The following is a 12,490-nucleotide window of genomic DNA, read 5'->3' on the forward strand; positions in this document are numbered from 1 at the left end:
TTAATAAATTAGATATTAACTGATAGTTTATTTTCTGCCGCACATCACGAACTCAGCCCTTGCAGCTATCTGTTCGGGCGAAATGTTCTTGAGGCACGAGTAGTCGCCTCTGATGCAGGGCTTGTTTCCGAATATGCTGCATGGCCGGCAGGGCAGATCTATCTGCACCGCGTTCTCCATGCTCTGTCCCCAGCCCATGAATCCGGCAAAGGGATGCGTTGCGCCCCATACGCTGACCACCGGCGTGGCTGTAAGCGATGCCATGTGCATGTTGGCGCTGTCCATTGAAATCATGAGGTCGAGATGGCTCATCAGGACAAGTTCGAGACTTATGCCGTCGAGCTTTTCTGCCACGCTTTCACACTGTTTGTATTTTGAGCACCACTCACCGAAGTATTCTGTCTCGCGCTGTCCCTTGCCGAAGAGGAATATGCGGCAGTCGGGATGGCGCTCGGTAAGGAGCCTTATGACCTGCTCCATGAGCCGCGGAGGATACACTTTGCCCTCGTGGGCGGCAAACGGGGCTATGCCAATCCACTTCTCCGTGAACTCGCCGCTGCGCCTGATGCTCTCCGGCAGCAGGCTGATGTCGCCTCCGCCTTCGGGGAATATCGACTTGAAGTCGAGCTTTATGGGGTAGCCCAAGCGTGCAAGCACATCGGCATAGTTGCTGAACGGCGACGGCTGCTGCACGAGTTTCTTGTCCGACATGGCCACGAGCTGCCTGCGGCCGCTGCGGTGCTTGTCGATGTGAGCCACCTTATAGCGGTCTATGTTGAAGCGCATGCGCAGATAGTCGGAGCGCAGCACGCTGTGGAAGTCGGCTATGGCGGTGAAGTTCTTTGCCGTGAGTCGGCGGTAGAGAGCGTTGAGCCCTTTCACTCCGTCATACTCATCCTTGATGTCAGCCTCCATGAAGCTCACGTTGGACGGCATGCGCTCGAAGAACGGGCGCGCAAAGGGCTTGCTCAGCATGGTGATCCTCACGTCGGGATACTGCCTTGCGAGCGAATAGACCACGGGCACGGTCATGGCCACGTCTCCCATGGCCGAGAATCTCATTATGAGTATGTGCTCTGTCCTCATTTATTATTTTTGGCGTATAACACCGGGTTTGTGGCCGGGTCGTTATACATTTTCATCTGCTTGTAAACCTTCATGTACTTTCTGCCGGCCTCGATGTCGTCGAGCAGCTGGTCGATGGCTGTCCCGAGGTCAACCTGCTGCTGCATCAGCACATCCAGCTTGGCCCTGCACCTTTCGCGGTGTTCAGGGTCGGCGTCGGCGCGCTCTGTCTGCTCCTTCATGTGGTATATCTTCAGCGCGAGTATCGACAGGCGGTCGATGGCCCATGCTGGGCTCTCGGTGTTTATGCGTGCGTCGGGCATTACCTTCACGTCCTTATACTTGTCCCTGAGCCAGCTGTCTATCTGCTCCACGAGGTCTGTGCGGTCCTGGTTGCTGCGGTCTATGCGGCGCTTCAGCAGCAGAGCCTCTGCCGGGTCAATCTGCGGGTCGCGTATGATATCCTCAAGGTGCCACTGCACGGTGTCTATCCAGCACTTCATATACAGGCTGTTCTCTATCGTGCCCTCTCCGTAGGGGTTGTTCACCTTGGTGTCAACGTCGTCGGCCTGGTGATAGTCGTTTATCGCCCGGCTGAAAATCTCGTTACAAAGTTCGGTAAATGCCATTTGCTCTTGTTTTAGTTAATACTTCTGCTGACGTGCCGCAGGCATAGCCGGCATGTCCAGCCGGAGCGCTGACGGCGCTATTATATTAAATGCAAAGCTAATAAATTATTTTTAATCAGCCAACAAAACAGAATATTTTTCGTAACTTTGGACTTGTATTTGAACGCCGGCGGCTGCACAACGCTATGGCTGCGTGCACCGCGGAGCATAAATCATTGTTATTATGAAAATTGTGATTGACGACAAGATTCCCTACATACGCGACGCCATAAGCCGCATAACAGATGACGCCGTGTATCTGAAGGGGAGCGAGATAGGACCCGGCGACGCGCGCGACGCCGACGCCCTGATTGTCAGGACGCGCACCCGATGCGACGAGCAGCTGCTCAGCGGCAGCCGCGTAAGGTTCGTGGCAACGGCCACCATAGGCTTCGACCACATCGACGCAGCCTACATGGAGCGCGCCGGGATAGAATGGATGAGCTGTCCGGGATGCAACTCTGCCTCAGTGGCCCAGTATCTGCGCTCGGTGCTGATACTGCTCAAAAGAGATAAGGGCATGCGCCCCGAAAGCTCAACGATAGGCATCGTGGGCTGCGGACACGTAGGGTCGAAGGTGGCGCAAGTGGCAGCCGGCATGGGCATGCGCGTGCTCGTGTGCGACCCGCCGCGGCAGGAACGGGGCGACGCAGGCACGTTTGTTGCGATGAGCGACATAGAGGAGCAGTGTGACGTGATAACGTTCCACGTGCCGCTCGTAAAGGACGGCCCCCACCCCACGCTGCACATGGCCGACGCCGACTTCTTCGGCCGGCTGCAGTGCAGGCCTGTCATAATAAACACGAGCCGCGGAGCCGTGGTAGACAACGACGCGCTGCTAGATGCCCTTATATATAATAAGGTGAAAGATGCCGTGATAGACACCTGGGAACACGAGCCGCAGATAAACCTCAGGCTCATGGACAGGGCATGGATAGCCACGCCTCACATAGCAGGCTACAGCGCCGACGGCAAGGCTAACGCCGACAACATGGTGATAAGCGGCCTATGCCGCCACTTCGGCATCAGCGTGCCGTGCATCATCAGTCCGCCCGAACTGCCGCAGGACTTCGTTGCTGCCGACGACCCCGACGACCTGAGCCTGCAGCTCTACAATCCGCTCGACGACAGTTCGCGGCTGAAGGCATCGCCCGAAAGTTTCGAGGAGCTGCGCGGCAACTATCCGCTGCGGCGCGAGTCGGCCCCCGCAGGCAGGGCGTAATCATGCCAGCGGCACATGCACACAGCACTGCATAAACGGAAAACGGTCAGCAGACATCATCCGGCTTTATCCGTAGTGTGCATCCACGCCCCGGCCGTCTTTCCGTGCTATATCGGCATATTTCCGCCCGTTTCTTCCTGACACAGGCCTTTATGCCTGCGAAAAAGCAAGCGGAAACAAGCCCGACATAAAGCAAAAAGCAGGCTGCATCACAACGCCCGATATGCGGATAAGCGGCGCCAGCAGGCCGGCATGAAGACCGACCACCATTCGCCTTGGCATACGCCCGGCAGGGCCGTCTTGCAAAACATGGCCTTTTGCCTTCCAAAAGGGCACATTTCGTCCTCCAAAAGGGCACCTTTTAGACGCTAAAAGGTGCCCTTTTGCAACCCTCTGTAATACAGGCATTTATGCCGCATGCCGCCGACTGGGCCGTAAGCAGTCTGTATACAACATGCCCGCTGTGTGCGCACAAAATTCAACAAAACCGACAAAATCAACACAAAAACGGTGTAAAAAGACAACAAAACTTGCACACTATAACGGCATGTGTGCAACTTTGGGCTCTTTTTTTGCAAAAATATTTGCACACTTAAATAAAAATTCGTTCCTTTGCACCGATTTTTGGAATTGGAATTTATTTATAAACATTTTTAAAACATTACAATCATGTCAGAAATTGAATCAAAAGTAAAAGCTATTATCGTTGACAAACTTGGTGTTGATGAAACAGAAGTAAAGCCTGAAGCAAGCTTCACAAACGACCTTGGTGCAGATTCTCTTGACACTGTAGAGCTCATCATGGAATTCGAGAAAGAATTCAACATCTCTATTCCTGACGACAAAGCAGAAACAATTGCCACTGTAGGTGACGCTATCAGCTACATCGAGGCTAACACCAAATAATAATTTCCGATAATTATTTAAATGGAATTAAAAAGAGTAGTAGTAACAGGACTGGGCGCTGTAACCCCGGTAGGTCTTTCAGCCGAGGAAACTTGGAACAACCTGCTGGCCGGAGTCAGTGGTGCAGCTCCTATTACGCTGTTTGACAGCTCCATGTACAAGACCCAGTTTGCATGCGAGGTGAAAGGCCTCAACATCAACGACTGGATCGACCGCAAGGAAGCGCGCAAGCTCGACCGCTACACACAGCTGGCCATGGTCAGCGCAATGCAGGCCGTTAAAGACAGCGCCATGGACCTGGAGACAGTAAACAAAAACCGCATCGGAGTAATCTTCGGCGTAGGCATCGGCGGTATCAAGACCTTCGAGGACGAAGTGTCTTACAACGCCCTGCACAAGGAGAACGGACCTAAGTTCAACCCATTCTTCATCCCCAAGATGATCAGCGACATCGCTGCCGGCCAGATATCAATCCACTACGGATTCCACGGCCCCAACTATGCCACTACATCTGCCTGCGCATCTTCAACCAACGCCATCGCCGACGCCTTCAACCTTATCCGTCTGGGCAAGGCTGACGTCATCGTGAGCGGAGGTGCCGAAGCAGCTATCTGCGGATGCGGAGTTGGCGGTTTCAACGCCATGCACGCCCTTTCTACACGCAACGACGACCCGCAGAGGGCATCACGTCCGTTCAGCGCAAGCCGCGACGGATTCGTAATGGCCGAAGGCGCAGGATGCCTCATCCTTGAGGAACTTGAGCACGCAAAGGCTCGCGGAGCTAAGATTTATGCAGAAATGGTGGGCGAAGGCGAAAGCGCAGACGCATACCACATAACAGCATCTCACCCCGAAGGACTCGGAGCAAAGCTCGTTATGCAGGCAGCGCTCGACGACGCCGGCATGAAACCGGAGGACATAGACTATATCAACGTTCACGGAACATCTACACACGTGGGCGACATTTCAGAGGCTAAGGCCATTAAGGAGGTATTCGGCGATGCAGCTTACAAGCTCAACATCAGCTCTACCAAGTCAATGACCGGACACCTGCTCGGAGCAGCAGGAGCCGTTGAGGCAATGGTAAGCGTTCTGTCTGTTCAGAACGACATCATACCGCCTACAATCAACCACGAAGAAGACGACAAGGACGAAGAAATAGACTATAATCTCAATTTCACATTCAACAAGGCACAGAAGCGCACCGTGCGCGCCGCTATGAGCAACACTTTCGGCTTTGGCGGACACAATGCCTGTGTTATCTTCAAGAAATATGATGATTAACAACTTTATTGATAAAATGAAGCTCCCTTTCCGCAAGGAAAAGGAGCTTTATTCTTCTTTATTCAACGTCATCGGCTTTTATCCCCACGACATCAGTCTCTACAAGCAGGCACTGCTCCACAAGAGCATAGCCAAGCGCAACGAGAAGGGACGCCCCGTCAACAACGAGCGGCTTGAGTTCCTGGGCGACGCCATTCTCGACGCCATTGTGGGCGACATCGTGTTCAGACACTTCGAAGGCAAGCGCGAAGGATTCCTTACCAACACCCGAAGCAAGATTGTGCAGCGAGAAACTCTCAACAAACTGGCACAGGAGATTGGCATCAGCCAGCTCATAATGTCAAACGGACATTCCTCGTCACACAACAGCTACATGGACGGAAACGCCTTCGAGGCACTCGTGGGAGCCATCTATCTCGACCGCGGATACGAAGCATGCATGCGCTTCATGAAGAAACGCATACTCTCACAGCTTATCAATCTCGACAAGGTGGCCTACAAGGAGGTCAACTTCAAAAGCAAGCTCATTGAATGGTGCCAGAAGAACCGCGTAAAGCTCGACTTCAAGCTCATAGAGCAGAAACGCGACGAGAACAACAACCCGATATTCGTTTATCAGGCCATCGTTGAAGGACTCGAGGGCGGTTCGGGCAAGGGATACTCCAAGAAGGAGAGCCAGCAGCTGGCAAGCAAGCAGACCCTGCAGAGCCTGAGGCGCAAGCCGCAGTTCATCGACGCCGTGTTTGCAGCCAAGGCCGACCGCACAAAGATGGAGGAAGAACCCGTAGTGGTGGTTCCGGACATCGAGCAGAAGGAAGACTTCATCATCACCGCCGGCGACAGCAAGCAGCCCGAAAAGGCAAAAAGCAGCGAGCCCGTGAGCGACGTAAAACCTGAACCTGAAGAGAAAAAGCAGGCCGGAAGCAGCGCTGACAGCGAGTTTGACCTGTCGGACATCACTGCCACTCCACGCCAGATGTCTAAAGAAGATATAATAGCGGCAGCCGAAGCAGCCGCGTTTTCAGAACAAAGATAAAAGCACCGGCACAGCTCCCGCGCAGGGACACGTGCCGATGCTTTTATCTTGTTTTATTGTTTACCACACCACATGCAGCCTCACCGAGGCATCATCCGTTGATTTTCAGGATGCCGCAAAGCTGCGAAAAATCATCAATCACAAACTCGGCGCCACACTCCTCGAGCTCTTCGCGGCTGCCGTTGCCGTAAGTAACGCCCACACCGCACACGCCGGCGCCATGAGCCATGCCTATGTCGAAGGCCGTATCGCCCACCACGACACACTCGTCGGGCCTCAGTCCGTGGTCCTCCATCGTGCGGACCACCATGTCTGGTGCAGGCTTGGCGTTGGGCACATCGCCCGCACCGAGCACGTAGGATATGTATCCGCCAAGCTCCATGTCGGCCACAAAGCCCAGCAGCGACGCCCTCGAGCGGCTGCTCGCCAGCGTTATCATCCTGCCGCTGCGGTGTATTGCGTCGAGCGTCTCGCGCACGTTGGGGAACAGGCTCACCACTCCCGGGCGGTTGTTCTCCTTGAATATCTCTCTGTACACCTCGGCACAGCGGTCGCCCATGGCGTCGTCCATGTCGATAATCCTCGTGAATGTCTCCTTCAGCGGCAGCCCAATCATCGACGCACACTCTTCTTCACTTCTCTCCGGCAGCCCCAGGCGCCTTATAGTCTGCTGCATTGTGCGCACTATAAGACCGCGCGAATTGCCCACTGTTCCGTCAAAATCAAGTATCACTGCCTTAATGTTATCACTCAAAAACTTTCTGTCGTTCATAAAAACAAAATAAATATATCGTTATAAACATACTGATCTACACTCTCACACGCCACGGCGGCTCTTCGCCTCATGTCAAGCCGCACTGCAAAAGGCCGTCTTTTACACCGCAAAAGGGCACATATCGCAGCATGAAAGCATAGCTTTTACAATGCAAAAGCATACATATTGCAACGCAAAAGCATAGCTTTTACAACACGAAAGCATACATATCGCAACGCAAGGACATACCCTTTACAACATGAAAGCATACATACCGCTATGCGGAAGGATGCTTACAGGACTGTAAAACGGCTGACTCTGCCATCCGACAGGATGCATGCCACAGCCCTAACGGATGCGGCGCAGGTCGGCAGTGTCCACCGGCACAACCGCGGCAACAGTCTTAAGCCTTGCGTATGCCTCCGACATGAACATCAGTCCGCCGTAAGGATTGCCTGTGCCCCACGAGTTTTTGCATATAAAATAGCGGTCTCCCTTCCTGTCGCGGGCTATCCCTATCAGCTCCATGCAGTGGTCGTCGGTGGTGCGGAAGGTCTCGAACGACCGCTGACGCTCATCCTGCGACGCCATGCTACGGTTGTCACGGAGACGTGCCACGCCACGTTCAAACGAGAATCCCGGTTCGGTTATGTCGCCCTCCCAGCACACGCTGTGGCCGCGGCGCAGCGCACTCTCAATGCGGCTCATCATCGTGTCTATGGGCACATTGTAGAATTTGTCGCCGTAACGGTTGTCGGGCACGTCGAGCACCACGTCCTCATAAAACGGCATATGCGTAAAGCTGGTCAGCGCCTGATACTCATCGTCACGGCACACGCTGCGCGCAAACTGCTGCGGAGTGTACTCAGCCCCGAGCATCCACACGTGCAGCGGCACGGGATTAATCACATCATCGAGCATGCTGTCCGTGCTCCTCATCAGCGCGTCGAGCCCCGTGCGCCTCCCTACGGCGTTGCGGCAGAGCGAGTCGAGCTTGCGGCAGAGCACGTTGAAGTTGCATTCAGAGCGGTAAGAGTCGTATGGCATCAGGCCCGAGTCAAGTATCATGTGTATCAGCCTGGGCGACACGCCTCGCGTGGTGAAGCCCGACCGGCCTTGCGTAAGATAGCATCTCTCAGCCTGCCGGCGCATAAGGTTGCGCGCAACATAGGCAGCCGACAGATTGACCGAGTCGCCCTTCATCAGGCACTCGCTCTCTATGGTGGCCAGCATGGCATATACCCAGCAGAGCGAACTGTTCCCCTGGTCTTTCACGGGCGTGATCTTGTTCATCACCTCCACCCTGAACGCCTCCTTGTCCTCACTCTTCCTGCCGCACGAAAGCAGCATGAACAGTACTGCCGACAGCAATATAATCTTGTTCATAAGCGCAAAGTTACTTAAAAACAACTATGCACGCAACCCTGCAACCATATTTTTTAACCTGCATCAGCCATGACAATCCTATATCATCTACAGCCGCAAGCCATAAGACAGGCAACGGCATGCACATGATGACAACAGCAAAAACAGCGGAAAACAATCCCAAACAGCCATAATATCGGACCAAACAAGGCTACAATATACGATTATCCACCCTTTCAGTATTATTTTGAACCACCATGAAGGGCATTATATCTACCTTTGAGCACTAAAAAAATATAATCAAATCAAAAATCTATCATGAAGCTAAAAGCATTATTATTATTTCTGTTTGTGCCGCTGATATGCAGCGCCACAGACATCAATGTAGACCCTTCTACGTTCAAGGCAACGTATGAAGGAGCAAAAGACGGTGACGTTCTGCTCATGGAAGAGGGAACATACACCGGAGACATCAATCTTCCAGACGGCAAGACTGTCACCCTGAAGGCTGCAGAAGGAGCCGAAGTGGTGTTCGGAGTAAAGTTCCGCGGAAGCGATGCGTCTGTAACCGGAGGAGGAATTATTATGGAGGGGCTCGTCATCAAACCCAACGACAGCTACTTCATGGACCTCACCTATGGTGACATAAAGACCATCACACTGCGCAACTGCGACCTGTCGGCCATCAACAGATGCTTCCTGCGCACCAACAACGAGGGGCATGTGATAGACAAGATTGAGATGGACAGATGTATAATACACGACTGCGGCGACGGAGGATACAACTTTATCTACCCGAAACACGGCGTAAGAGAGGTGAGCGTAACCAACTCAACATTATATAACTATAAAGGCGGAGAGAGCTTCTTCTCGCCCAACTCAATGAATGTAGACATCGACATGCTGTTCACATTCAGCAACAACACAGTCTACAAATGGTCGAAAGCATCAAAATATGCCATCTGCAACACTGGAAACAAAGTGGGACTGTTCTCTGAATACACATTCAGAAACAACATTATATACAAAGCCGGCGTTGACGGACAGACGCCAAACATACTAAACACCACGGGCGGATATCTGCTGGCAGAGAAAAACCTGATAGCCGACTACGGAACATACAACCAGGCAAGCGCGGCCGACACAGAGATTTCGGACTATACGCTGGCCGACTTCGGACTGACGAACATACCTTTCCCTGACCCTGAAAACGGCGATTTCAGCATAACCTCAGAGTCGCCCATGGCTACGGCAGCTACAGACGGAGGCCCGATAGGCGACCCGAGATGGCTGAAGAACCTCACAAATGCCGTACACATGAACGTTACCAACAGCCCGGAAAACGCCGGAACGGTAACTCCGGCAAAGGCTGACTATGAGGCCGGAAGCGAAGTTACGATAACGGCAACGCCCAACTACGGATTCAGATTCAAGCAGTGGCAGGACAAAGACGGACAGATACTGTCGACAGAGAACCCATACACGTTCAACATTGAGAAGGACATGGACATCACTGCCGTGTATTCTTCGGTTGAGACATACACCCTCAACATAAACAAAAGCGGCGACGGAGCCAAATGGGGCAACGTGTCGCTCACGCCGGAACCCGTTGACGGTAAGTATGAAAGCGGAACAAGCGTTACGATGAAGGTGGTGCCAAACTCTGTAACGTCTTTCCTCTACTGGAACGACGGCAGCAGCGACGCACAGAAGACTGTGGTGATGAACGGCGACAAGACGTTTACGGCTACGTTCGACGTGGTTCCGTTCATCGTAGGATGGGACTTCAGCGTAAGCGAGCCGCGCGGAAACCGCCCCGGAGACTACAGCTTCACGACAGACAACACAGGCAACCTTCAGCTGTATGAAGGCGACGGAAAGACAACTAACTGGGGCGCAAGCACACGCACCTTCGGCGGCATTGAGCGCAACTGCATACGCCGCTACACCGAAAGGGCCGACATGGACAACCCACGCTACCTTGTGGCTAAGTTTGTAGTGGACGGATATAAGAACATCAAGGTGCACTCACTGGCGGCTCTCGACAACGCCTGCGTGCACAAGATACAGAAGATGCAATACTCTACCGACGGCGTAAACTACACCGACCTCAGCTCTATCGACATGGGAAGCGGCACCGAGAGCAGCCAGTGGATGGTGCTTGAGGGCACACTGCCCGAAGGTCTCAGCGGACAGGTGTATGTGCGCTGGATAGGCGACACCGAAAGCGGACTGGCCGGCGAGCCGTCGGACAGCGACACAGAGGGATTCTATCTTGCCGACATAGTTGTATATGCCGACAACGAACAGAAGGACGACCATGAGGCGCCGAAGCTTGTTGCCACATCGCCCGAGGCCGGCTCTGACGTTGCCTCAGCATCAGGCAACGTGGTGCTCCACTTCAACGAGAAGGTGAAATCAGGCTCAGGCGACGTAACGATAAACGGAAAGGCCATGACACCTGTATTCGGAAGCAAGACAGCCACTTATGCCTATGCCGACATGGGATACGGCACCGAGTGTGAGGTGGTTGTACCCAAGGGCGCACTGACCGACCTCAACGGCAACGCCTTTGAAGGCACGACATTCAAGTTTACCACAATGCAGCGCCCGCAACCCGAGAAGAAAGTGTTCGACGCCGTGGTGGCTGCCGACGGCTCGGGCGACTTCACTTCGGTTCAGGAGGCCATCGACGCCGCTCCTGACAACAGCAGCGTGCCTTACCTCATATTTGTTGAGAACGGAGAGTATGACGAACTCGTGCTGATACCTGAGAGCAAGCCTTTCATACATCTTATAGGACAGGACAAGGAGAAGACCGTGATAAAGCATACCATCAACAACGGAGGAAGCTCTGACGTAGGATACGAATGGTCTACGAACAATCCGCAGTCAGACAACTACGGCTACAGCAGCGTGGTTGAGGTGAATGCAAGCGACTTCTACACTGAGAACATAACCTTCTATAACAGCTGGGGCGTTGACAACCAGTCGGGACCGATGGGTCTGGCCATGTATTCGCGCAACGACCGCATGACGTTCTACAACTGCAAGTTCCGCTCTTATCAGGACACATGGCAGACTTCTTCAAGAAACATGGCAGACCGCCACTACGTGAAAGACTGCTGGATTGAGGGTGCGGTAGACTACTTCTACGGCGGAGGCGACGTCCTGCTCGAAGGCTGCACGCTATACAACGTCAGAAGCGGATCTGTGATCGTGGCACCATGCCATAAGGAAGGAACAAAGTTCGGATACGTGTTCAGCAACTGCACCATAGACGGCAACGAGCTTGCCAACGACAACAAGACGGCGCTGGGACGCCCGTGGCACAACGCTCCAAAGACCGTATGGCTCAACACTACGATGAAGATAGGCATAAAGCCTGAGGGCTGGAACAACATGGGAGCCATTCCGGCTCTGTTTGCCGAATACAACAGCATAGATGCCGACGGCAATCCTGTTGACCTGAGCAACAGACGCACCGAATATGAATATACTGACGGCGACACCGGACAGAAGGTTACGGGCACATGCAAGGCTACACTTACCGACGAGGAGGCTGCCGCATACACATACGAGGCCATAACAAGAGGCACTGACGGATGGAACCCGCGCAAGCTGATGGAGGCCGTGAGCGCTCCTGCCAACATGAGATACGACGCGGCAAGCAGCACGCTGAGCTGGGACGAGTCGGCATATGCTATATGCTACGTGGTAACTGACGCCGACGACAAGGTGGTAAGCATATCTACAGACACAAGCTTCAAGCCTGCCGAAGGCACCTGCGGCAAATTCACCGTAAAGGCTGTCAACGAATACGGAAGCCTGAGCGAAGGCACTACATACGAGACCACTACAGGCATCAACGGAACCGGAAGCGAGACAACCGTTAAGGAAGACATATACAACACATCGGGAATGAAGCTCGGATCGGCCGTAAAGGGCATCAACATCATACGCCGACAGATGGGCGACGGCACCGTGAAGGTGATAAAGATAATGAAATAACGCACTGAGCGCCGTAATAAATGCGCCTATACTAAAACGGCCGGGGCATATCATCAATGAGATATGCTCCGGCTGTTTTTATTATCTTGACTTATGCATAACAAGGCTCTGACGTATCGTAGCCTGATATTCCGGCAAGAACGGCACGCCTGCACGACGCATGATGCAGGGCCGCTCGG

General features: G+C 53.5%; 9 protein-coding genes. 5 read left to right on the forward strand and 4 right to left on the reverse strand.

Translation table 11 applies throughout. From position 1 onward, the window contains the following. Positions 1–27 precede the first annotated feature (27 nt). Complete coding sequence (locus tag ACU52_RS02040) at positions 28–1,086, reverse strand: glycosyltransferase family 9 protein (protein WP_053397560.1); 1,059 nt, start codon at positions 1,084–1,086, stop codon at positions 28–30. After that, positions 1,083–1,694: a DUF4254 domain-containing protein gene (locus ACU52_RS02045; protein ID WP_021854492.1), complete on the reverse strand. Its 612-nt coding sequence runs from the start codon at positions 1,692–1,694 to the stop codon at positions 1,083–1,085. Before ACU52_RS02045 ends, ACU52_RS02040 begins: the two co-directional genes overlap by 4 nt. Before the next feature lie 223 nt (positions 1,695–1,917). Here ACU52_RS02045 and pdxB point away from each other — a divergent pair, with 223 nt between their 5' ends. The 4 genes from pdxB to rnc all read left to right on the forward strand — a co-directional run bounded on the left by pdxB (position 1,918) and on the right by rnc (position 6,181). Further along, positions 1,918–2,955 (forward strand): 4-phosphoerythronate dehydrogenase PdxB, encoded by a 1,038-nt coding sequence (gene pdxB, locus ACU52_RS02050; RefSeq protein ID WP_053397561.1) that lies wholly within the window; start codon positions 1,918–1,920, stop codon positions 2,953–2,955. Between the two features lie 669 nt (positions 2,956–3,624). Next, entirely contained in the window at positions 3,625–3,861 is a 237-nt protein-coding gene (locus ACU52_RS02055; RefSeq protein ID WP_021854495.1) for an acyl carrier protein, read from the forward strand. A gap of 21 nt (positions 3,862–3,882) precedes the next feature. Then, on the forward strand, positions 3,883–5,145 hold the full coding sequence (gene fabF, locus ACU52_RS02060) for a beta-ketoacyl-ACP synthase II (RefSeq protein WP_021854496.1): 1,263 nt from the start codon (positions 3,883–3,885) through the stop codon (positions 5,143–5,145). Continuing rightward, a complete protein-coding gene (rnc, locus tag ACU52_RS02065; protein ID WP_053397666.1) occupies positions 5,138–6,181 on the forward strand; it encodes a ribonuclease III in 1,044 nt (347 codons plus the stop codon). The genes fabF and rnc overlap by 8 nt, the downstream gene beginning before the upstream one ends. A 91-nt stretch (positions 6,182–6,272) precedes the next feature. Here the strand turns inward: rnc and ACU52_RS02070 are convergent, their stop codons facing one another. Together ACU52_RS02070 and ACU52_RS02075 are read right to left on the reverse strand one after the other, a co-directional pair. Beyond that, a complete protein-coding gene (locus ACU52_RS02070) occupies positions 6,273–6,953 on the reverse strand; it encodes an HAD family hydrolase (RefSeq protein ID WP_193391568.1) in 681 nt (226 codons plus the stop codon). Between the two features lie 330 nt (positions 6,954–7,283). Next, a complete protein-coding gene (locus tag ACU52_RS02075; RefSeq protein ID WP_053397562.1) occupies positions 7,284–8,321 on the reverse strand; it encodes a cysteine protease in 1,038 nt (345 codons plus the stop codon). Between the two features lie 297 nt (positions 8,322–8,618). On the opposite strand from ACU52_RS02075, the gene ACU52_RS02080 reads away from it, so the two are divergent. Beyond that, on the forward strand, positions 8,619–12,311 hold the full coding sequence (locus ACU52_RS02080) for a pectinesterase family protein (RefSeq protein WP_082335119.1): 3,693 nt from the start codon (positions 8,619–8,621) through the stop codon (positions 12,309–12,311). The last annotated feature ends 179 nt before the right edge of the window (positions 12,312–12,490 follow it).

It is taken from the genome of Xylanibacter rarus (genome assembly GCF_001275135.1).
Lineage (GTDB): Bacteria > Bacteroidota > Bacteroidia > Bacteroidales > Bacteroidaceae > Prevotella > Prevotella rara.

What these genes read in the sequence shown, in the direction of transcription:
- ACU52_RS02040 (WP_053397560.1), bottom strand. Translation starts at nt 1,086, where the DNA reads ATGAGGACAGAGCACATACTCATAATGAGATTCTCGGCCATGGGAGAC.
- ACU52_RS02045 (WP_021854492.1), bottom strand. Translation starts at nt 1,694, where the DNA reads ATGGCATTTACCGAACTTTGTAACGAGATTTTCAGCCGGGCGATAAAC.
- pdxB (WP_053397561.1), top strand. Translation starts at nt 1,918, where the DNA reads ATGAAAATTGTGATTGACGACAAGATTCCCTACATACGCGACGCCATA.
- ACU52_RS02055 (WP_021854495.1), top strand. Translation starts at nt 3,625, where the DNA reads ATGTCAGAAATTGAATCAAAAGTAAAAGCTATTATCGTTGACAAACTT.
- fabF (WP_021854496.1), top strand. Translation starts at nt 3,883, where the DNA reads ATGGAATTAAAAAGAGTAGTAGTAACAGGACTGGGCGCTGTAACCCCG.
- rnc (WP_053397666.1), top strand. Translation starts at nt 5,138, where the DNA reads ATGATTAACAACTTTATTGATAAAATGAAGCTCCCTTTCCGCAAGGAA.
- ACU52_RS02070 (WP_193391568.1), bottom strand. Translation starts at nt 6,953, where the DNA reads ATGAACGACAGAAAGTTTTTGAGTGATAACATTAAGGCAGTGATACTT.
- ACU52_RS02075 (WP_053397562.1), bottom strand. Translation starts at nt 8,321, where the DNA reads ATGAACAAGATTATATTGCTGTCGGCAGTACTGTTCATGCTGCTTTCG.
- ACU52_RS02080 (WP_082335119.1), top strand. Translation starts at nt 8,619, where the DNA reads ATGAAGCTAAAAGCATTATTATTATTTCTGTTTGTGCCGCTGATATGC.